At 56.9% G+C, this 19,205-nt stretch carries 24 protein-coding genes; 10 read left to right on the top strand and 14 right to left on the bottom strand.

Annotation, left to right across the window (positions count from 1 at the left end; translation table 11 throughout):
• Nucleotide 1: 1 nt before the first annotated feature.
• Both GOX75_RS08175 and GOX75_RS08170 read right to left on the bottom strand, forming a co-directional pair.
• Entirely contained in the window at nt 2-370 is a 369-nt protein-coding gene (locus tag GOX75_RS08175) for a hypothetical protein (RefSeq protein ID WP_171122087.1), read from the bottom strand.
• Nucleotides 371-411: 41 nt separating this feature from the next.
• Nucleotides 412-729: an ArsC/Spx/MgsR family protein gene (locus GOX75_RS08170; protein ID WP_171122347.1), complete on the bottom strand. Its 318-nt coding sequence runs from the start codon at nt 727-729 to the stop codon at nt 412-414.
• Nucleotides 730-944: 215 nt separating this feature from the next.
• Between GOX75_RS08170 and GOX75_RS08165 the strand changes: the two genes are divergently transcribed.
• The gene (locus GOX75_RS08165) at nt 945-1,151 is read left to right on the top strand and encodes a cold-shock protein (RefSeq protein WP_170382500.1); all 207 of its coding nucleotides are present in this window, start codon (nt 945-947) and stop codon (nt 1,149-1,151) included.
• A gap of 78 nt (nt 1,152-1,229) precedes the next feature.
• Here GOX75_RS08165 and GOX75_RS08160 read toward each other — a convergent pair whose 3' ends face one another.
• The gene (locus GOX75_RS08160) at nt 1,230-1,538 is read right to left on the bottom strand and encodes a hypothetical protein (protein ID WP_171122086.1); all 309 of its coding nucleotides are present in this window, start codon (nt 1,536-1,538) and stop codon (nt 1,230-1,232) included.
• Nucleotides 1,539-1,599: 61 nt separating this feature from the next.
• Nucleotides 1,600-2,511 (bottom strand): FAD-dependent thymidylate synthase, encoded by a 912-nt coding sequence (gene thyX, locus GOX75_RS08155; RefSeq protein WP_171122085.1) that lies wholly within the window; start codon nt 2,509-2,511, stop codon nt 1,600-1,602.
• Between the two features lie 175 nt (nt 2,512-2,686).
• Between thyX and GOX75_RS08150 the strand changes: the two genes are divergently transcribed.
• The 3 genes from GOX75_RS08150 to GOX75_RS08140 are packed head-to-tail and all read left to right on the top strand — an operon-like array spanning nt 2,687 to nt 4,535.
• Entirely contained in the window at nt 2,687-3,115 is a 429-nt protein-coding gene (locus GOX75_RS08150) for a VOC family protein (RefSeq protein WP_171122084.1), read from the top strand.
• Nucleotides 3,112-3,816: a DUF1194 domain-containing protein gene (locus tag GOX75_RS08145; protein WP_171122083.1), complete on the top strand. Its 705-nt coding sequence runs from the start codon at nt 3,112-3,114 to the stop codon at nt 3,814-3,816. The genes GOX75_RS08150 and GOX75_RS08145 overlap by 4 nt, the downstream gene beginning before the upstream one ends.
• Nucleotides 3,813-4,535 (top strand): DUF1194 domain-containing protein, encoded by a 723-nt coding sequence (locus tag GOX75_RS08140; protein ID WP_171122082.1) that lies wholly within the window; start codon nt 3,813-3,815, stop codon nt 4,533-4,535. The genes GOX75_RS08145 and GOX75_RS08140 overlap by 4 nt, the downstream gene beginning before the upstream one ends.
• Here the strand turns inward: GOX75_RS08140 and GOX75_RS08135 are convergent, their stop codons facing one another.
• The 3 genes from GOX75_RS08135 to GOX75_RS08125 form a co-directional block, all read right to left on the bottom strand.
• Nucleotides 4,536-5,033 carry a MarR family winged helix-turn-helix transcriptional regulator gene (locus tag GOX75_RS08135; protein WP_171122081.1) on the bottom strand — a complete coding sequence of 166 codons (498 nt, stop codon included), beginning with the start codon at nt 5,031-5,033 and terminating at the stop codon, nt 4,536-4,538.
• Between the two features lie 78 nt (nt 5,034-5,111).
• On the bottom strand, nt 5,112-5,369 hold the full coding sequence (locus GOX75_RS08130) for a succinate dehydrogenase assembly factor 2 (RefSeq protein WP_171122080.1): 258 nt from the start codon (nt 5,367-5,369) through the stop codon (nt 5,112-5,114).
• Nucleotides 5,366-5,758 (bottom strand): helix-turn-helix domain-containing protein, encoded by a 393-nt coding sequence (locus GOX75_RS08125; RefSeq protein WP_171122079.1) that lies wholly within the window; start codon nt 5,756-5,758, stop codon nt 5,366-5,368. Before GOX75_RS08125 ends, GOX75_RS08130 begins: the two co-directional genes overlap by 4 nt.
• Nucleotides 5,759-5,849: 91 nt before the next feature.
• Between GOX75_RS08125 and GOX75_RS08120 the strand changes: the two genes are divergently transcribed.
• Together GOX75_RS08120 and GOX75_RS08115 are read left to right on the top strand one after the other, a co-directional pair.
• A complete protein-coding gene (locus tag GOX75_RS08120) occupies nt 5,850-7,052 on the top strand; it encodes a pyridoxal phosphate-dependent aminotransferase (protein WP_171122078.1) in 1,203 nt (400 codons plus the stop codon).
• A gap of 11 nt (nt 7,053-7,063) precedes the next feature.
• Entirely contained in the window at nt 7,064-7,465 is a 402-nt protein-coding gene (locus GOX75_RS08115) for a hypothetical protein (RefSeq protein ID WP_171122077.1), read from the top strand.
• Here GOX75_RS08115 and GOX75_RS08110 read toward each other — a convergent pair whose 3' ends face one another.
• Nucleotides 7,466-8,839 carry an MATE family efflux transporter gene (locus GOX75_RS08110; RefSeq protein WP_171122076.1) on the bottom strand — a complete coding sequence of 458 codons (1,374 nt, stop codon included), beginning with the start codon at nt 8,837-8,839 and terminating at the stop codon, nt 7,466-7,468.
• 104 nt (nt 8,840-8,943) lie between these two features.
• Complete coding sequence (ppk2, locus tag GOX75_RS08105; protein ID WP_171122075.1) at nt 8,944-9,867, bottom strand: polyphosphate kinase 2; 924 nt, start codon at nt 9,865-9,867, stop codon at nt 8,944-8,946.
• 126 nt (nt 9,868-9,993) lie between these two features.
• Between ppk2 and GOX75_RS08100 the strand changes: the two genes are divergently transcribed.
• Nucleotides 9,994-10,869, top strand: coding sequence for an alpha/beta fold hydrolase (locus tag GOX75_RS08100; RefSeq protein WP_171122074.1), 876 nt, complete (start codon nt 9,994-9,996; stop codon nt 10,867-10,869).
• A gap of 4 nt (nt 10,870-10,873) precedes the next feature.
• Here GOX75_RS08100 and GOX75_RS08095 read toward each other — a convergent pair whose 3' ends face one another.
• Both GOX75_RS08095 and GOX75_RS08090 read right to left on the bottom strand, forming a co-directional pair.
• A complete protein-coding gene (locus GOX75_RS08095; protein WP_171122073.1) occupies nt 10,874-11,482 on the bottom strand; it encodes a carboxymuconolactone decarboxylase family protein in 609 nt (202 codons plus the stop codon).
• Nucleotides 11,483-11,601: 119 nt separating this feature from the next.
• Nucleotides 11,602-12,414: a class I SAM-dependent methyltransferase gene (locus GOX75_RS08090; RefSeq protein WP_171122072.1), complete on the bottom strand. Its 813-nt coding sequence runs from the start codon at nt 12,412-12,414 to the stop codon at nt 11,602-11,604.
• 174 nt (nt 12,415-12,588) lie between these two features.
• Between GOX75_RS08090 and parE the strand changes: the two genes are divergently transcribed.
• The 3 genes from parE (at nt 12,589) to GOX75_RS08075 (ending at nt 15,822) form a co-directional block, all read left to right on the top strand.
• The gene (gene parE / locus GOX75_RS08085; protein WP_171122071.1) at nt 12,589-14,547 is read left to right on the top strand and encodes a DNA topoisomerase IV subunit B; all 1,959 of its coding nucleotides are present in this window, start codon (nt 12,589-12,591) and stop codon (nt 14,545-14,547) included.
• Nucleotides 14,548-14,597: 50 nt separating this feature from the next.
• Complete coding sequence (locus tag GOX75_RS08080; RefSeq protein WP_171122070.1) at nt 14,598-15,242, top strand: HEPN domain-containing protein; 645 nt, start codon at nt 14,598-14,600, stop codon at nt 15,240-15,242.
• Between the two features lie 298 nt (nt 15,243-15,540).
• A complete protein-coding gene (locus GOX75_RS08075) occupies nt 15,541-15,822 on the top strand; it encodes a hypothetical protein (RefSeq protein ID WP_171122069.1) in 282 nt (93 codons plus the stop codon).
• Here the strand turns inward: GOX75_RS08075 and GOX75_RS08070 are convergent.
• The 3 genes from GOX75_RS08070 to GOX75_RS08060 are packed head-to-tail and all read right to left on the bottom strand — an operon-like array spanning nt 15,812 to nt 19,174.
• Entirely contained in the window at nt 15,812-16,591 is a 780-nt protein-coding gene (locus tag GOX75_RS08070; RefSeq protein ID WP_171122068.1) for an alpha/beta hydrolase, read from the bottom strand. The two genes, GOX75_RS08075 and GOX75_RS08070, sit on opposite strands and share 11 nt — an antisense overlap.
• Nucleotides 16,592-16,649: 58 nt before the next feature.
• On the bottom strand, nt 16,650-17,795 hold the full coding sequence (locus GOX75_RS08065) for an iron-containing alcohol dehydrogenase (protein WP_171122067.1): 1,146 nt from the start codon (nt 17,793-17,795) through the stop codon (nt 16,650-16,652).
• On the bottom strand, nt 17,792-19,174 hold the full coding sequence (locus GOX75_RS08060; protein ID WP_171122066.1) for an aldehyde dehydrogenase family protein: 1,383 nt from the start codon (nt 19,172-19,174) through the stop codon (nt 17,792-17,794). The genes GOX75_RS08065 and GOX75_RS08060 overlap by 4 nt, the downstream gene beginning before the upstream one ends.
• Between the last annotated feature and the right edge of the window lie 31 nt (nt 19,175-19,205).

Raw genomic sequence — 19,205 nt, 5'->3', positions numbered from 1 at the left:
TCTAGAAATGCGCCTTGGGCTCGTCCGGTTTACCCGCGGCCAGCCCAAGGAGGCCCGCCACTGCAGCAAATGCCACAGGGAACATTGTAAACGCATTGAACCCAAACGCGTAATACATCCCAGCCGCGGAAATCAGCAGTAAGACCCCACCGAACAATGCCCGCGCATGAGCCATGGCCCCACCCGCGATTGCCAGCAGGGGCGCAATGATGGACATGGTTTGAATAAGCTGGGCGTTGTCCACTTGCTCGGCCAACCCTTCGACTTCGCCGAACCGGTCAATCAGCTCTACATAGCCGTAGCCAAAAAAGCCGACAATCATACCGATCAGTCCGGCAATCACACCCAAAATCATCGCTGCGTTACGCATTTCTTGTCCTCATTCTTGCGTCAAAGCAGATAGGTACGCTTTCAGGAAACGCCAAGTGCTGTCTTGGTTTCCGGGGTCCAACCCAAAAAAAGCGCGCCATCCCGTTCAATCAGCGGTCGTTTCATCAGGGTCGGATGATCCTGTATCAGCTCCAACGGAGGTCGCGCGCGCTGCTCTTCATCCAGACCACGCCATGTGGTGGACCGTGTATTAAGCAAACCACCGCCGAAAATATCGAACGCCTCAGACAGTACAGATTCAGGCACGCCTTGGCTGCGAACATCAACAAATTCGGCAGAAGGAATTGATTTCAAAGCCTTACGGCAAGTATCACATGTCTTTAGACCAAAAAGGCGCATTTTTAGGCAACTCCTGATTTTGAGCCAATTTTTAGCATTTTCGCCTGCTTCTCTCGGTAATTCTTGATTTTTTACTTCACCGTGCAATGTTGAAAAAGACGAAATGCGCAATCCGGGCCGTGGCGTGTGGGCGAGGCGGTGATGTGTTGCGGTGGCGTCAATCACTACCCCCACCAATTTGTGGGACAACGTGTAAGTAGAAGGAGACACGGGAAATGCCAACTGGCACCGTGAAATGGTTTAATACCACTAAAGGCTATGGGTTTATTGCCCCTGATGAGGGCGGCAAGGACGTATTTGTTCATATCTCGGCCGTAGAACGGTCCGGTCTGACCGGGCTCGCTGACAATCAGAAAATCTCGTACGAGCTGCAAGACGGACGTGATGGCCGCCAAATGGCCGCTGATTTGAAGCCGCTTTAATTTCCCCGTTACTGCGGGAACTAAAAACAGGCCAACGGCTAATTTTCAGCCGTTGTCCGCCGCTAAAGGTGTGCGACCTTACCCTCGGGCCGGTTTATCTTCGGCACGGGTATGCCAGTCTTGTCCCATTGCCACAATGCATGACGTGCCCGTCGAATACGTGACGACCATGGTCCAGTCACCTGATTTACTGGTCCAGACCTCCATCAACTGTTCGGGTCCACGCAGGCCGGTTGCGTGCCGCTTGGCCCCGAACTGACGAAGAAGCTTGTCATGCATTTTCGGGGTCGGTTCGCAGATCACTTCGGCTATTGGCGACTTGGCAGAAACCGGAGTCACCAACAACAAACCAACGCATACGTATCTAAGAGCTGTCACAAATGTCATGCACCGATCGTAACAGTTTCATGACAAAATGTATAGACAACCGATATGCCTTATCCGGGCATCATCCTTTCTGGATGACACCCTGAAACTCGCGCCATTCCCGCGCGGTCATCCCTGAATTCTCCTGTGTCACAGTCTCGCCCGACAGCATTCTGCGCAGGCAATCGACCATCTGCGCAGACAGGTTCACCGCGCCCAGCCGATAGTCTTCGAACGCACGATAGGCAAACGGCACCCAGTCGGCGACGATCTTGCACATGGTGTCGGCATAAACACGGATTTCATACTGAGCATGCGGGTCAGCGCGCAAACGCAGGAAGTGGAACAGATTGTGCAGGTCCACCTTCCAATACCATTGCGTATAAATATTTGCTGGCAAGTTCATCCGCGCCAATTCGCGCGCCAATCCTTGCTGGCCATCCTGACTGATCATCGCCTCATAGTTGTCGTAACAGCGGGCACTATCTGCCTTGAGCATTTCCAGAACGCGCGCGGCCTCTTCCCCCTGCAGGGCGTCACCTCGGCCCTGGTTGTTGATCTCGGACTGCGCCGCGACGTGGTCGGGCGCGGGGATGTAGAACTCACGATCAAGGATCGAGTAACGGGCCGAGTATTCGTTCACATTTGCCGTCCGGTGCCGAATCCACTGACGCGCGACAAAGACGGGCAGTTTGACGTGCAGCTTGATCTCGCACATCTCGAACGGGGTCGAGTGCCAATGCCGCATCAAATAGCGTATCAGGCCTTCGTCGTTCTGAACGGATTTGGTGCCCTTGCCATAGGAAACGCGGGCGGCCTGACAAATGGCGGCGTCATCGCCCATATAGTCGATCACGCGCACAAAACCGTGGTCCAGGACCTGATGCGCGGTGTAAAGGTGATCCTCCATTCCCGCTGCCACAACGCGGCGTGTTGGATGCGATTGCGCCCGTTGCGCTTCGATCTCGGCCAGTTGGTCGGTGGACAGCGGCATGAATATTCCTTTCCAGCAATGAGTCGCCCACCACTATATCTCGACAACTCCACGACCGGAACCGCGATATGTGCGCCCTGCACAGCAAATTTTAAAATGTGCCCCGGCGGCCTCTCGACACGCTTGGTCTGCGCGCTAATCTGCAGGCTATCACCGAAATAGAAAGGAAGCCGCAATGGGGCTCACATACCTCCACACCATGGTGCGTGTTAAAGATCTGGAGAAATCCATGGCGTTTTATGAGCTGCTTGGCCTGAAAGAGACACGCCGTTACGAAAGTGAAGAGGGGCGTTTTTCCTTGATCTTCATGGCGCCTCCGGGACAGGAGGATCGGCCGATCGAGCTGACTTACAATTGGGATGGCGATGATGCGCTGCCCAGTGACAGCCGGCATTTCGGGCACCTCGCCTATGGCGTGGACAACATCTATGACATTTGCCAGCAGTTGCAGGACAATGGCGTGGTTATAAACCGCCCGCCACGTGACGGCAGAATGGCTTTCGTGCGGTCACCTGACAATATTTCTGTCGAACTGCTCCAGAACGGTGAAGCCTTGGCTCCAGCAGAGCCCTGGGTCAGCATGGACAGCACTGGCCACTGGTGATCCGCTGGCTTGCAACATTAGGTTTGGCCTTTATAGCCGGCTCCCTGAAGGCCGAGACCTGCCGCCTCGCCCTTGCGCTGGCTATGGATATCTCGACCTCGGTCGATGCGGCCGAGGATGTCTTGCAGCGGCAGGGTTTAGCCGCTGCCCTTATCGCGCCCGAGGTCACGCAGGCGTTTTTCTCGTCGCCCATGCCCGTTGCCCTGGCCGTTTACGAATGGAGCGGCCGCGACACACAACACGTCATTCTGGACTGGACGATGATCCGAACGCAGGCTGATCTGCTGACCGCAGCCGCGACAGTTCAAGGTTCGGTCAGAACCGACAGTGGTTCAGCCACCGCCATGGGATACGCGCTGGCATTCGGGGCGACGTTGATGCAACAGGCCCCAGCGTGCCTGTTCCAAACCATCGACCTGTCTGGTGATGGGTCTAACAACGATGGGTACGGGCCAGATTCCGCGTACAGGCACTTCCCGTTTGAAAACACGGTGGTCAACGGTCTGGTCATCAATGCCGCGGATTTTGAGGGAGAGTTGTTTCTCATCCCGTTTTTCGAAAACAACGTCTTGCATGGCCCCGGCGCGTTTCTGGAAGTCGCGCAGGGGTTCGAGGACTTTGAGCGCGCAATGCGCCGCAAACTGGAACGCGAACTGAAAGGGCTGCAAATCGGCGCCCTTCAAGATGCCGACCCCGAATGATACGCCCGATCGCGATTGCGGCTTCTTTTCTGGGCAGCCCGGCGGCGTGTGACTGCAGACAGGCGCTGGCCCTGGGTCTGGACGTATCGGGGTCTGTCGATCAGGCGGAATACCGGTTGCAACTGGACGGTGTCGCTGCTGCATTGCAAAGCCCGGAAGTCCAACAGTTGATCCTGTCCGAAGGGTTAGCTCCGGTGCGAATGGCGATCTTCGAATGGAGTGAAACTCATCACCAGCGTATCCTTGTGAACTGGACCGATATCCGCGTTCGCCAAGACCTTGCGCGGATCGAAGCCAAATTAAGTTCGGTGACCCGCAGCAACGCGCCGCAAGGCACGGCGCTAGGGTCGGCGATGCGGTTCGGGGCCGATCTATTGGCGCAACAGTCCGAATGCTGGAAACAAACACTTGATCTGTCGGGGGATGGCAAACGCAACCTTGGCCCCCATCCACAAGAGGTCAAGAACGAGCTATCCCGAAGTGGGATCACCATCAATGGGCTGGTCATCGGTGTCGACGACGCCGATCAGTCCGATCAGCGCACGGTTCAGGTTAGTGAACTGACGGCCTATTTCACTACCTCGGTCATAATGGGCCCCGATGCTTTTCTGGAAGTCGCGCTGGGGTTTGACGAATACAAAGCTGCGATGACTCGCAAACTGATCCGAGAACTGGAGGGCCTGTCCCTGTCCGCGGTCGGCCGGACCGCCCGCCCCTAGCTAGTAAATATAGCGGATCTGATCCGTCCAATACCGCTCCACCCGGCGCAGTGACCCCGTGATATCCTCGATCCCTTCGAATTCCAGCACCCCGCGGGATTGCAGACCTTCGGCATGACGAGAAAACAATTCGGATACGATGTCACGGATCTGTCGCCCTTGTGGGGTTAGTCGGACCCGAACGGAACGGCGATCAATCTCGCACCGTTGATGGTGCATATACCCCATTTCCACCAGTTTTTTCAGGTTATAGCTGACGTTGCTGCCCTGATAGTAGCCGCGACTTTTCAATTCACCAGCCGTAACCTCGTGATCGCCTATATTGAACAGAAGCAACGCCTGCACAGCGTTGATTTCCAACACGCCGACGCGTTCAAACTCATCCTTGATGACATCCAGAAGCAGACGGTGCAGCCGCTCGACCAAGGCGAGCGCCTCAAGGTAACTGGTCATGAAACCCTTGGCCGCCGGCGCGGAGACCTGCATTTCCATACTCATCCGATCCTCCGATTCAATCGCGCTGTTTCACGCAGCATGAATCGAAAAACCGAAAAATCAGTTAAGTCCGGTTTCTCGTTATTTTTGAAACGTTTGAGCGATATCCGAAATTAAATCGGAATATCGCGCAGGCGGCGCGACCTGACCTGTCACCCACTGATAGAGGTCCTGATCATTTTCGTGCAGAAGCGCGTCATAGTTATCCAACCCGCCCCCATCCATTCCAGCTAGTTTCCGATCCGCATATGCCGACAAAATCAAGTCCATTTCCTTGATCCCCCGACGCATAGAGCGCATTTTCAGGCGTTTGATCCTAACGTCCCGGGTTTCGGTCATTTGCTTTGCTCCAGCATCAGTCGGACGCGCTTTTCCAGACGCGCTGCGCGCTCGGAACTGGCGCGCATTTCACCCCGGATCGAGCGTAGTTCAGCAACGACCTCAGCCAGTTCGGGCGCGCTTTCGTCGGCTTCGACAGGCGCATCCATCCCCTCGCCTTCGCCCGTTAGCAACCACATAATCGAGACATTGACCATGCCAGCCAGCATCGACAGACGGTTGGCCCGAGGCTCGGACAGGTCATTTTCCCACGCCGCGATCGTGGCCTTCTTTACCCCCAATCGGCGCGCCAATTGAGACTGTGTCATTCCACCGGCTTCCCGCGCGCCAGCCAACCGATCCCCGAATGTTGCAGCGTCCGGCCCATACCAGTCGTTTTCATCGTTCATTCGGGTCTCCAATTCTATAGGTCATATTGCTTGATCGTCATTCGGGCGCACCCTATGACAGACAAGTTGATCATTCAAACAGAGGGCCCCAATGAGTTTCCTGTCTGCGACACTGTCACGCGTAAAACCGTCGCCTACAATCGCAATGACGGCCAAAGCCGCCGAATTGAAGGCCGCCGGACGTGACGTTATCGGTCTAAGCGCCGGGGAACCGGACTTTGACACCCCTCAGAATATCAAGGACGCAGCGGTCGCCGCCATCGCCGCGGGCAAGACGAAATACACAGCACCCGACGGCATCCCCGAACTCAAAGAGGCCGCTTGCGTCAAGATGAAGCGCGATCACGGGCTGGAATATACCCCTGCGCAGATTTCAGTTGGCACCGGGGGCAAGCAGACGCTTTATAACGCGCTGATGGCCACGATAAACGAAGGCGATGAGGTGATTATCCCCGCCCCCTATTGGGTTAGCTACCCTGATATGGTGTTGCTGGCGGGCGGTACTCCGGTGATCGTGGAAACAACGCTTGAAAACAGCTTCAAGCTGACCCCAGACCAGCTTGAGGCCGCGATCACGCCTAAGACCAAGTGGTTCATCTTTAACTCTCCGTCCAATCCCACCGGCGCAGGGTATAGCCGCGCGGAACTGAAGGCGTTGACGGATGTTCTTATGCGTCACCCGCATGTGTGGATCATGTCGGACGATATGTATGAACACTTGGCCTATGACGGGTTCGAGTTCTGCACCCCGGCAGAGGTTGAACCAGGGCTGTACGAACGCACACTGACCTGCAACGGCGTGTCCAAGGCCTATGCCATGACCGGGTGGCGGATCGGATACGCGGCGGGGCCGGTGGAATTGATTGCGGCGATGCGCAAAATCCAATCTCAGTCGACGTCGAACCCCTGTTCCGTCAGCCAATGGGCAGCGGTCGAGGCTTTGAATGGAACACAGGCGTTTCTGGCCCCGAACAACGTGACGTTCAAACGTCGCCGCGATCTGGTGGTGCAGATGCTGAACGATATTGACGGCATAACCTGCCCCACGCCCGAGGGCGCATTCTATGTCTATCCATCCATTGCGGGGCTAATCGGCAAGACATCACCTGCGGGCACTGTGATCGAAAACGACGAGGCGTTCGCAACCGCCCTGCTGCAAGAGGCGGATGTGGCCGTCGTGTTCGGCGCAGCCTTTGGTCTGTCGCCGAATTTCCGCGTCAGCTATGCAACGTCGGACGAGGCGCTGACCGAAGCTTGCACACGCATACAACGCTTTTGCGCGTCCCTGACCTGATCGGAGGTTTCATGACAGCAATGTTGCCTGAATACTATTTCCGTGTTCGAGAAAACGGTGCAGTGGTTTTCAAGATCGACACTGAAAACCGCCAGCGCCGGATCGAGATGGATCAGATTGCTGTCATCAACATCCGCAACGGTGAGGTCAAACCACATGGCCAACGCTCGCTGTCCGAGACGGATCGGACTGAAATCGAGCGGTGGATGGACGAGCGCAAAGAGCTGTTGGCCCGCCGGGATATCGACGACATTCACCGGGCGGTCGACTACCTGAATCTGACCGCGCAATGGGCGCAATCCAAGGCAACCGACGAACAGCTTGAAGACGTTACGAACCGGTTGCTGCTGGCGATGCACGATCTGCGGTCGGTGCTGGTGCGCAAGAAAGCTGATCGCTTGGACAAAAGCTGATCAGGCCGAATTGCTGGCGGCCATCGGAACCCCGCGAACGGACCGTAGCCAGAACCGGGCCATCAGAAGAACGGCCGCGCAGGCCAGTCCCAGAACGAGACCGAGCCAGACGCCGATGCCGTCCATCCCGCGGACAAAGCCAAAGTAATACGAGGCCGGGATTCCAATCACCCAATAGCTAAGCCCCGCCATCACCATCGGTATCTTGGCGTCCTGCAACCCTCGCAACAGGCCCAGGGCGATAACCTGCGCTCCGTCCACCAGTTGAAACAGTGCCGCCATCGCCAGAAGCCCGGTGCCGATCAGCAGGATTTGCGAGCGCTGCGGATCATCGGGTTCCATGAACAGCGAAATCAACGGTTCGGCGCAGGTCAGGAACAGGATCACCGTCAGGATCGACATCACTAAGGACATCCCCGTCACCGCGATCGCCCCTTTTTCAAGATGCGCCCGATCTTTGCGCCCCAGCGCATTACCCGCGCGGATCGTGGCCGCATTGGACAGGCCCAGATGCACCATGAACGTGGCCGATGCGAGGTTCAGTGCAATCCCATGGGCCGCCAACGGCACCTGCCCCAGCCAGCCCATCATGATCGCTGACATTGCAAACAGGCTGACCTCGGCCAATGTGGTCAAGCCGATGGGCACGCCCAAACGCAGCACGCTGAAGAAGAATTCCCAATCCGGCCGCCAAAAGCGTTGAAACAGGCTGTGTTCAGGCAAAACGCGCACTGCATAGATTACGACGAATACCAATGAAACGATCTGTGTCACGACCGAGGCAATAGCCGCACCAATAACGCCAAGCTCTGGCGCGCCCCAGTTTCCAAAGATCAGCGCATAGTTGGTGAACCCGTTGACCACGGCGGCTGTGACGGTGATCCACAACACGATCTGAGTGCGTTCGAGCGCCGCCAGATAGGATTTCAACACCATTACTATAAGCGCCGGAAATAACCCCCAGCCTGCAACCCGCAGGTATTCGGATGCGGTTTTGGCCACCTCCGGCTCCTGATCCAATGCAATCAGGATCGGGTACGACCACCACAAAAGCGGCATCATCAACGCCGCATAGATCAGCGACAACCACAGCCCCATGCGGGTTGATCGGCGAATGCTCGTCTCGTCCTCTTCGGCGGCGGCGGTGGCCACGATGGGCATGACGGCCCACCCAAACCCAGCACCAAACAGAAACAACACAAAGTAATAGCTGCTGGCCAGCGTGACTGCGGCCAGCGCCTCGACCCCATACCATCCCAGCATGATGGTATCGGTCAGACCGATGGCAAACTGCGCCAGATGCCCGCCGATCAACGGCAGGCCCAGTACGGCAATGGCCCGGAAATGGCCGCGATATGTCATCACCTTGTTCATTGCCCCAGCCTTATGCCCGGCCAGAGGCCGGGACAAGACCAGAACAGTGAAATTTCACAGTGAGACTATGAAACCCAAGGCAAAATCCACGCCCCGGACACCCCTTATCGCGCGTCAGGGTGCAGCGAGTTACCCAGAATATGCTCGGACCGATGGATCACGTGATGTGCCTGTCCGACAATCAGCGGATCGGGTTCACCCACGATGTCATGGTCCTTATCCGGATAATCCAGCGTCGACAGGAAGTGACGCATCGTATTGAGGCGCGCGCGCTTCTTGTCGTTCGACTTGATGATGGTCCACGGGGCGTCGGCTGTGTCTGTATAGAAGAACATCGCCTCTTTCGCCTCGGTGTAGTCCTCCCACTTGTCCAAGCTGGCCTTGTCGATGGGAGACAGCTTCCACTGCTTCAACGGATCAGTCTCGCGGCTTTTGAACCGGCGCTGCTGTTCGGTTTGCGTGACCGAGAACCAGTATTTGTAAAGCTGAATGCCGGAACGAACCAACATACGCTCTAGCTCTGGGGTTTGCCGCATGAACTCAAGGTATTCATTCGGAGAGCAGAACCCCATGACCCGCTCGACACCCGCACGGTTGTACCAGGAGCGGTCGTAGAAAACCATTTCCCCAACCGTTGGCAATTCCTGCACGTAACGCTGGTAATACCATTGGCCTTTTTCTTCCCATGTCGGCTTGTTCAGGGCCACAACGCGGGCTTGCCGGGGGTTCAGATGCTCCATGAACCTTTTGATCGTACCACCCTTGCCTGCGGCATCGCGCCCCTCAAACAGCAACACGAACCGCTGACCGGTCTCCTGCGCCCATAGCTGGACTTTCAGCAATTCGGCCTGCAACTGGGCCTTTTGTTCTTCGTACGTTTTACGGGCCAACTTGCGGTCATAAGGATATTTGCCGCTTTCGAAAGCATGGCGAATCTTGTCCGGGCTGGGCTGGCGTTCTGTGTCGGCCAAAGGTGGTACGATTTGAACCTGACCGTTTTTCTGTTCGATCTGCGCCGCTGTTTCCATTCAGTCTCTCCTTGCTACACTGTCCGACAAGGCATCTAGCAGAATGTGAAAAAACGCGCTTTGATTGGTGTCAAACTGCTACATCTTTCTTGTCGCGTTTACGTAAACACTCCAAGGGGTTCCGCTATGGAAAACAGGTTTATCGAGCTTAATGGTCAGAGTTTTTATCTGCGCAGTTGGGGCGACCCTTCGCTGCCGGTGATGCTGATGCTGCACGGCTTCCCTGAATATGGCGGTGCGTGGGGCGATCTGGCCCCGCACCTGTCAGAACACTTCCATTGCATCGCCCCCGATCAGCGCGGCTTTGGTCAAAGTTGGGCCCCAGCGGGAACTGATCACTATGCCCTGTCCAAACTGGTTTCCGACATGGCAGCCCTCATCGAGGATGCCGGTGCACCCGTTTGCGTTCTGGGTCACGACTGGGGCGCGGCAGTGGCCTACGGGCTAGCCATGTTCCGGCCGGAACTGGTCAGCAAGCTGATTATCGCAAACGGGGTTCATCCGGTTCCGTTTCAACGTGCCCTTGCGGAAGGAGGCGCACAGTCAAAAGCATCCCAATACATCAACGACCTGCGCGACCCAAACGCGGCCCAGCGGTTCTCGGCCGATGATTTTTCCCTATTGGAACGCTTTTTCCGGCGCGGCATGGGGGTTGACTGGCTATCTGACGAACAAATGCAGGACTACCGCACCGAATGGGCGCGCCCCGGGCGGCTTGATGCGATGCTGAATTTGTACCGCGCGTCACCTCTGATCGTTGCCGACCCGGATAAGCCCCTGACTGACCTGCCGGACTTGCCCTTGGATAGGCTGATGATCAAATGTCCGCACCTGTTGCTTTGGGGCCCGGAAGACACCGCGCTGCTGCCCGAGTCGACTGCCGGGCTGGAGGACTTTGCCCCGGACCTGACCAGGATCGACATTCCCGGCGCTGATCATTGGCTGCACCATCAGCGCCCCGAGGTTTTGGCGCAGGAAATCAAGAACTGGATGGCGTCTTGACCGCCTAGCGATGCCCCCAATCGGCCGGGTCGTCCGAGTTGTTCGGCGATAGCCCAAGAACATCACCATCCGTCGAACAGCCAAGCCCCAGAACCGTCCGGTTGGCATAGGAGAAATACGCACAGACCTGATTGATCTCGAGGATCTCGCCGTCATCCCACCCGGCCTTCCGCAACGCCTCGACATCGGCCGCAACCATGTCTGACGGGGCTTCTGTCAATTTGCGCGCATACATCATCGCGGCGATTTGTGCCGCGTCCAGTGGGGCGGATTGGGGGGAACCTGCCTCGATTGCGGAGCGAATGGCATTGCCGCGATCGGGGTCGTTCAACAGGCGTTGCAATCCGCTGAAATGATGTTCAACGCAATAGGCGCAGCGATTCAAGGAACTTACCCAAACACCCAGCACCTCAAGAAACCATTTCGGGATCGTATTGGCAGAATGGTGCAGGACATTCTTATAAAGTGCCATGTGGCCTTCCATCGAATGCGGCCGCAAGGAATGCACCATCATAATATTGTCCACATTATTTCCGGGGCCGGTCACACGGTCGTACAGTTTTTTCAACCTGCCAGATGCCTGATCGAACGGAATTGTCTTAATCCAACTCATTCGGTTTCCTTGCTTTTTCACACACAACGAGCGCACCTTAGACGCCCGCGACAAGATCTACGAGGGCCTATCGCGGACCAGTTTTCTGTTTATCACCCCGAATGCGGTGCCGAGATTTCTCAGTCCAAGCGACAAACAAACATTGTGGCGGACAAAGGCATCGTCATGCCATCTGGGCCAAAGCGATTTTCCAATTCGGCCCTAAATTCCTTAACGACGTCCTCGGGGTCGACACCGCCGCGTTCATTGATTTCGTCAATCAGCGGGTTCCCAAAAACCAACGATCTGGAGAACACCTCCAGATCCTGAATCTTCTTTTGAATTTTAATGGTTTCATGCGTTACGTTGCTCCACCCGGCGGAAGACAGATCGCCAAGAACGGTGGCAGGATCGCCATAGTGAAAAGGAACTTTGTAGAACCCAGGCGGGTCGTCAGGAAAAACCTTCTGCATAAGCTCGTGTGCCATCTGCGAAAATGGGTTCTCTGACATTGGGCTCCAGACATTGAAGACATATCTGCCGCCCGGCCGCAAAACGCGGGCTGCTTCTCGATATGATGCGATTTTGTCGGGAAAGAACATTACGCCGAACTGACAGACCATTAAGTCAAATTCCGGCCCGTCAAACGGAAGCTCCATCGCATTGGCAACCGCAAACTGAATGTTCTCGTCACCGGAAAACTTGGCCTTCGCCACTTCCAGCATCGGCGCGTTCAGGTCGGTCACCAACAGACTTGCCTCTGCCGGTAACTTATCCCGCAAGAATCTGCTGACTATTCCGGTACCCGCCGCCAGTTCAATCACCGAACTGGCGGGCTCATCGCAGCACTTTTCAGCAATGAGTGCCGCGTAGTCGACGAAGATATTTGGCCCCAGACCCTTGTCGTAATGTGTCGGTATATCTCCTACGAAACTGGCCGAGTTCGTGGTCATTTCAAATTCCCCCAATTAATTGATAATGCCAAGTGTCCCAATCTTATGCGAAAACGGGCTAACGCGCGAATGGCGGCCTGGGTTTGGCAAAATCCCACAACACTTCGCGTCCCTCTTCCCCCGGACCACATCACCTGCCATAATGGGCAAAACCCAAAAACAAGAGCAGCACCGATGCCCGACGATCTGTTGACGCCCAGCGCGACCGCTACATATGACGCCTCTTCAATCGAGGTTCTTGAAGGTCTGGAACCCGTTCGCAAACGCCCCGGCATGTATATCGGCGGCACGGATGAGCGCGCTTTGCACCACATGGTCGCGGAAATCCTCGACAACTCGATGGATGAGGCGGTCGCCGGTCACGCCAACCGGATCGAGGTTGAGCTGCACGAAGATTATGCGCTGACCGTGCGCGACAACGGACGCGGCATCCCGATTGATCCGCACCCCAAATTCCCGGACAAATCCGCGCTTGAGGTCATCCTGTGTACCCTACATGCGGGCGGTAAGTTCTCGGGCAAGGCCTACCAGACCTCGGGCGGTCTGCACGGTGTCGGTGCTTCGGTGGTGAATGCGTTGTCGGATTCTATGGTTGTGCGGGTGGCCCGCGACAAGACGCTGTTCGAACAGCGGTTCTCGCGCGGTATCCCTTTGGGTCCAGTGGAAAAGGTCGGCGCAGCCCCCAACCGGCGCGGCACCACGGTCACCTTCCATGCGGATGCCGAAATCTTTGGCCACCACAAATTCAAACCGGCCCGTCTGTTCAAGTCCATCCGCTCTAAGGCCTACTTATTCTCGGGCGTCGAAATCCGCTGGAAATCGCATATCGACGACGGCGAGACCCCGACCGAGGCGACGTTCCACTTCCCCGGCGGCCTGTCCGATTACCTCAAGGAGACGATGAACGGCTCGTCCACCTATGCCGAGCAGCCCTTTGCGGGCACCGTGGACTTCACCGAGAAATTCGGCACACCGGGCAAGGTCGAATGGGCGATTAACTGGACGCCCTCGCGCGACGGGTTCATCCAATCCTACTGTAACACCGTCCCCACCCCCGAAGGCGGCACCCATGTGGCGGGATTCTGGGCCGCGATCCTCAAAGGGATCAAGGCCTATGGCGAGTTGATCAACAACAAGAAAGCCGCACAGATCACCCGTGATGACCTGATCACCGGCGGCTGCGCGCTGGTGTCGTGCTTTATCCGCGAGCCGGAATTTGTGGGCCAGACCAAAGACCGCCTTGCCACGGTCGAGGCGCAGCGACTGGTCGAGAATTCGGTCCGCGACCATTTCGATAACTGGCTGGCGGCGGATACGAAATCCGCCGGCGCGATACTCGACTTTGTGATACTCCGAGCCGAGGAACGTCTGCGCCGACGGGCCGAGAAAGAGACACAACGCAAGTCCGCCACTAAAAAACTTCGTCTTCCCGGCAAGTTGGTGGACTGCTCTAGTTCAACACGCGACGGCACCGAATTATTCATCGTCGAGGGAGATTCTGCGGGCGGCTCCGCAAAAATGGGTCGGGACCGCAAAACACAGGCCCTTTTGCCCCTGCGCGGCAAGATCCTGAACGTGCTGGGTGCGGCCAGTTCCAAGCTGGGCACCAATGCCGAGATCAACGATCTGACCCAAGCGCTGGGCGTGGGGCTTGGCACCAAGTTCAACGTCGACGACCTGCGCTATGACAAGGTCATCATCATGACCGACGCAGATGTGGACGGCGCGCATATTGCGTCCTTGCTGATGACGTTCTTCTTCACCCAGATGCGGCCCATGATCGACGCGGGCCACCTGTATCTGGCCTGCCCGCCTCTGTACCGCCTGACCCAGGGCGCCAAACGCGTCTACTGCCTGGACGAGGCCGAGCGCGACGAATGGCTGGAAAAAGGTCTGGGCGGCAAGGGCAAGATCGACGTCTCGCGCTTTAAGGGTCTGGGTGAAATGGACGCCAAAGACCTGAAAGAGACCACGATGGACCCGGCCTCGCGCAAACTGATCCGCGTCACAATTGACGAGGATGAACCCGGCGAGACCGGCGATCTGGTCGAGCGTCTGATGGGTAAAAAACCCGAACTGCGGTTCCAGTACATTCAGGAGAACGCGCGGTTTGTGGAGGAGTTGGATGTTTAAATTCCAACAGATATGACTTCAACAACCATTTATTCGGTACGGAGTGTAGTATGCCTACCAAGGCAAGAAAACTATTTAGAGATAAACTTTTACCCGATGTAACAAATCTTCTAGCAGCACATCGAACACTTAATCCAACTGGGCGGGGCAGAAGGAGCCTAGGCTATATCACTCGAAGTGGTGTTCTTATGCTATGTGCTGCTTGGGAAGTTTACATCGAAGAAATAATAAAAGAAGGCGTTGAGCATCTCACCAATGAACTTGACACCCCTCACACTCTACCAAACAGGGTCAAAGGGAAATTGGCTCAGGCTGCTAAGAAGGATCAACATGAATTTGGAGTTTTAAATTTATCTGGAGATGGTTGGGAACTCGTTTTGAAGACTCATTCAGCAGAGCTTTGCGAGAGACTGAACACACCAAAGTTCGGTCAAGTTACCGAATTATTGCACGACTGGCTTGGCGTGGATTCTGAAGCTCTAGAAAATTCTTGGCGGCATGATCGCGCACACCTCAATGAATTCGTAACATTACGTGGTGAAATAGCTCATCGTGGCGCTGATGCTCAATATGTTCGAGTTTCCACGCTACGGGCCTACAAGGAAGCAATTGACCAATTCGTCGTCGATACTGACAGATTCTTATGCGGTCACTTGCAGAACATTTCTGGTGTTCGACCATGGCGGAACACATAATGTGCGAAGCAATCAGAAACTGAAACCAAACTAAAGAAAGTTTGAAATAAGAGAAAATTGCTCCAATGAGCAATTGTTCAATCGGGCTTGCCTTTGTAAGGGTCAGGCGCAAATTTTATATTTTACGCCAAGCGTTGGTTGGGCAGCGCAGGTCATCGTAAGCGGCGACCGCTATCCCCTTGCCTAACCCGTTGATCTCGTTCACACTTACCCTCAACCCGTCATTCAAGAACGACGTCTGAGGTACTCGAGCGTCCAAGACCCATTTGACCAACTGATTTATCAACGGGAGGACGACATGAAGACAGTAACCCTTGGGCTGGCGCTGGCCCTGATGGCCAGCCAAGTGACCGCGCAACAAACGATCAGCACTGCATCGCCAATTCCGGATGGGGCTGAGACCCGGTTTTGCTATTACGCAGGCATGGCCTATTCACAGGACGCTTTTGTCGTGATCTTCGGCGACAATACTGTGACCGACACGATCAGCACGCGCGAAGAACACCTGCTGCGCTGCGTCAAGAACGACGACGGCTCGCTCAGTTGGAAACCCCAGAGCAGCTTCCAGATCAGCCGGTGACACCCGACGTCTGATCCAGCCAGTCCGCAATCTGTCCGGCCGGGCCTTCCCAGCCGGGCTCCATGAACAGAAAATGCGCGTGGTTTTCTACGGGCAGAAAGGTTGCGCGTTCTCCGTACAGATTGGCTAGCGAGCGACAGGTGTTGGGGTTCACGGCCCGGTCCTCGGTGCCGGAAACGATCAGAACGGGGCAGTCGACCTTGTCCCTGTCCACCTTCATCGCGTGGTGGTCGTCGAACATCCAAAAGAACATCTCGAACATCACCCGCCCGCTTTCCGGGCCGAGCTGGTCGAACACCGCGTGCTGCTGCGCCTTGGGCAGTTTGTTCAGCGCAAAGGGGGCCATCAGGTCGAAATCGACGCGCATGGGCTGTTTCCAGAACGCCCCGCCCTCCATCAACGCGCGCGGCACGGCGCGTTCGTCGTCAGTTTCAGGCAACGTCCCCCAAGCAGCGTTCGGGTTGATCAGGACAATGGCACTGGCCAAACCGCGAGACGCCACCTGCTGCGCCACAACCCCCGCGATGGCGTGGCCCAGCAGCACCGGCTTGCTGTCCAGCCCCTTCACGAATGCAGCGATGTCATCGGCGTAGTCCATGACGCTGGTGTCGGTCAGGCCGGGATCGGGATCGGCCTTAGGGTCGCCGCCATGGTAGCGCAGCGCGGGGGTGTGAACCGTCCAGCCGCGCGCGCGGAAGAAGTCCGCGTAATCCTGCATACACCACGGCCCGGCAAAGGCCCCGTGGATCAGAACTATCTCTTTGGTCATGAAAATCTCCCTCACCTGCACACAGTATGCGAGGTGAGGGAGCGTGTCTGCAAGCCTGTTACAACGCGGCTTTGAACAACGCGGTCAGGTTGTCTTCGGTCAATTCAATCGGGTTGCCGCCGCAGGACGGGTCGATGATCGCGCCTTTGACCAACGCGGGGATCGACGTTTCGGTCACACCCAGATCGGACAGTTTGCGCGGGATGGCGAAGCTGTCATTGAACTCCTGCACAAAGGCGCGGAAGCCCTCAAAACCGCCCTCGATGCCCAGATAGGCCGCCGCTTGTTGGAACCGGTCGGCGATGGCGGAGGCGTTAAAGTCCAGAACGGCCGGCATACAAACGGCGTTCGTGGTGCCGTGATGGGTGTTGAACACCGCGCCAATCGGGTGGCTCATCGCGTGTATCGCGCCAAGGCCCTTTTGAAACGCCGTCGCCCCCATCGCCGCCGCGCTCATCATCTGGGCGCGCGCTTCGATATCGGAGCCGTCTTTATAGGCACGCGGCAGGTAGTCCTTAACCAGCCGCATCCCCTCCAGCGCGATGCCTTGGGACATGGGGTGGTAATGCGGGCTCGAGAACGCCTCGACACAATGGGCGAATGCATCCAGACCGGTGCCTGCGGTGATGAATTTGGGCATACCCACGGTCAGCTCGGGGTCGCAGATCACGACCGTCGGCAGCACTTTCGGGTGGAAGATGATCTTTTTGACATGTGTTTCCGAATTGGTGATGACGCTTGCGCGCCCCACCTCGGACCCCGTCCCAGCCGTGGTCGGCACGGCGATGATCGGCGCGATGGCATCGGCATCAGCACGGGTCCACCAGTCGCCTATATCCTCATAATCCCACACCGGACGAGTCTGGCCGCACATGAACGCAACCATTTTGCCCAGATCCAGCGCCGAGCCACCGCCAAAGGCAATCACGCCGTCATGGCCGCCCGCATTATAGGCGGCAACCCCGGCTTCGAGGTTCTTTTCATTGGGGTTCGGGTCAACGTCGCTGAACAGACCGCGGCCCAGTCCCGCAGCCTCAAGGATATCCAACGTCGCCGTCGTGATCGGCAGATCGGCCAACCCCTTGTCGGTCACCAACAGAGGGCGTTTCATCCCGGCAGCCGCGCAAGCTTCGGGCAATTCCTTGATCCGGCCAGCGCCGAACTTGATCGCGGTCGGATAGGACCAGTTTCCAACAAGGCTCATGATGTCACCTTTTTCAGATGGTAGGATTTGGGGCGTGTGAGGTTGTGATAGCCGATGACCGACAATCCCCCTCCGCGCCCGGTATTCTTGCAACCGGTCCAGCACAGGCCCGGGTCCAGATAATCGGCCCGGTTCATGAACACGGTGCCAGTTTCGATCTGATCGCCCACCCGCGCAGCACGATCCACATTGCGGGTCCAGAGGCTGGCGGTCAGGCCAAACTCGCTGTCATTCATCAGCGCGATGGCTTCTTCGTCGGACGAGACTTTCATGATGCCCACCACCGGGCCAAAGCTTTCGTCCCGCATCACACGCATGTCATGGGTCACGTTGGTCAGGATCTGCGGGGTCAGGTAGGCCCCACCATCATCCTCGGCGAAGGTCTCGATATGGGCAACGGCACCCGCCGCAACGGCCTCGGCAATCTGCGCGCGCACCTCATCGGCAAAGCGGACATTGGCCATCGGACCAATCGTCGTCTCGGCATCCAGCGGGTTGCCCAACTTATAGCCGTTCACGACCTCAACCGCCTTGGCAACAAACGCATCATACAGGCTCTCATGCACATAAATCCGCTCGATCCCGCAACAACACTGACCCGAGTTGAACATCGCACCGTCGATCAACGTATCCACGGCCGCATCCAGATCAGCATCCTCCATGACATAGCCAGGATCCTTGCCGCCCAGCTCGGTGCCAACGCCGGTAAAGGTGCCCGCCGCCGCGCGTTCCATCGCCTGCCCGCCACCGACCGAGCCGGTGAAGTTCACAAAATCAAACGCCCTGCCCGCGATCAGATCATTGGTCACGTCATGGCTGAGGAACACGTTCTGAAACACATCCTGCGGCACGCCCGCTGCATGAAATGCCTGCGTCATCCGCTCACCCACCAACAAAGTCTGCGTGGCATGTTTCAACACCACCGCATTGCCCGCAATCAACGCAGGCGCGACCGTGTTGATCGCCGTCATGTAAGGATAGTTCCAGGGCGCCACTACAAAAACGACCCCATGCGGGATACGCTTTATATAGCGCTTAAAGGTCTCATCCTCACCCACCGCGATATCAGCCAGCGAAACCTCGGCAATCTCGGCCATATGGCTGGCACGCTCATTGAACCCACCAAACTCACCGCCATAGCGCACGGGGCGACCCATCATATGCGCAAGCTCGGGCACGATCTCATCATTCATCGCACCCACAGCAGCCACGCCTGCCATCACAAGGCGGGTCCGCTCCTGCAACGGACGTGCCGCCCAATCCGCCTGTGCCGCCCGCGCCAGCGCAGCAGCCTCAAACGCCGCCTCAGCCGACAGCACTTCACGCTCTGCATAAACCGATCCATCAATCGGCGAGACACATTTCAACATCTGCCCCATCTTCACTCCATTTCCGAAAGAAGCAGGATCC

The sequence above is a fragment of the Ruegeria sp. HKCCD7251 genome, from assembly GCF_013031165.1.
Lineage (GTDB): Bacteria > Pseudomonadota > Alphaproteobacteria > Rhodobacterales > Rhodobacteraceae > Ruegeria.
This window is presented reverse-complemented; position numbering and strand designations above follow the sequence as displayed.

Coding starts and splice junctions, on each gene's coding strand:
- GOX75_RS08175 (WP_171122087.1), bottom strand. CDS start 370: ATGCGTAACGCAGCGATGATTTTGGGTGTGATTGCCGGACTGATCGGT.
- GOX75_RS08170 (WP_171122347.1), bottom strand. CDS start 729: ATGCGCCTTTTTGGTCTAAAGACATGTGATACTTGCCGTAAGGCTTTG.
- GOX75_RS08165 (WP_170382500.1), top strand. CDS start 945: ATGCCAACTGGCACCGTGAAATGGTTTAATACCACTAAAGGCTATGGG.
- GOX75_RS08160 (WP_171122086.1), bottom strand. CDS start 1,538: ATGACATTTGTGACAGCTCTTAGATACGTATGCGTTGGTTTGTTGTTG.
- thyX (WP_171122085.1), bottom strand. CDS start 2,511: ATGCCGCTGTCCACCGACCAACTGGCCGAGATCGAAGCGCAACGGGCG.
- GOX75_RS08150 (WP_171122084.1), top strand. CDS start 2,687: ATGGGGCTCACATACCTCCACACCATGGTGCGTGTTAAAGATCTGGAG.
- GOX75_RS08140 (WP_171122082.1), top strand. CDS start 3,813: ATGATACGCCCGATCGCGATTGCGGCTTCTTTTCTGGGCAGCCCGGCG.
- GOX75_RS08135 (WP_171122081.1), bottom strand. CDS start 5,033: ATGAGTATGGAAATGCAGGTCTCCGCGCCGGCGGCCAAGGGTTTCATG.
- GOX75_RS08130 (WP_171122080.1), bottom strand. CDS start 5,369: ATGACCGAAACCCGGGACGTTAGGATCAAACGCCTGAAAATGCGCTCT.
- GOX75_RS08125 (WP_171122079.1), bottom strand. CDS start 5,758: ATGAACGATGAAAACGACTGGTATGGGCCGGACGCTGCAACATTCGGG.
- GOX75_RS08120 (WP_171122078.1), top strand. CDS start 5,850: ATGAGTTTCCTGTCTGCGACACTGTCACGCGTAAAACCGTCGCCTACA.
- GOX75_RS08115 (WP_171122077.1), top strand. CDS start 7,064: ATGACAGCAATGTTGCCTGAATACTATTTCCGTGTTCGAGAAAACGGT.
- GOX75_RS08110 (WP_171122076.1), bottom strand. CDS start 8,839: ATGAACAAGGTGATGACATATCGCGGCCATTTCCGGGCCATTGCCGTA.
- ppk2 (WP_171122075.1), bottom strand. CDS start 9,867: ATGGAAACAGCGGCGCAGATCGAACAGAAAAACGGTCAGGTTCAAATC.
- GOX75_RS08100 (WP_171122074.1), top strand. CDS start 9,994: ATGGAAAACAGGTTTATCGAGCTTAATGGTCAGAGTTTTTATCTGCGC.
- GOX75_RS08095 (WP_171122073.1), bottom strand. CDS start 11,482: ATGAGTTGGATTAAGACAATTCCGTTCGATCAGGCATCTGGCAGGTTG.
- GOX75_RS08090 (WP_171122072.1), bottom strand. CDS start 12,414: ATGACCACGAACTCGGCCAGTTTCGTAGGAGATATACCGACACATTAC.
- parE (WP_171122071.1), top strand. CDS start 12,589: ATGCCCGACGATCTGTTGACGCCCAGCGCGACCGCTACATATGACGCC.
- GOX75_RS08080 (WP_171122070.1), top strand. CDS start 14,598: ATGCCTACCAAGGCAAGAAAACTATTTAGAGATAAACTTTTACCCGAT.
- GOX75_RS08075 (WP_171122069.1), top strand. CDS start 15,541: ATGAAGACAGTAACCCTTGGGCTGGCGCTGGCCCTGATGGCCAGCCAA.
- GOX75_RS08070 (WP_171122068.1), bottom strand. CDS start 16,591: ATGACCAAAGAGATAGTTCTGATCCACGGGGCCTTTGCCGGGCCGTGG.
- GOX75_RS08065 (WP_171122067.1), bottom strand. CDS start 17,795: ATGAGCCTTGTTGGAAACTGGTCCTATCCGACCGCGATCAAGTTCGGC.
- GOX75_RS08060 (WP_171122066.1), bottom strand. CDS start 19,174: ATGGGGCAGATGTTGAAATGTGTCTCGCCGATTGATGGATCGGTTTAT.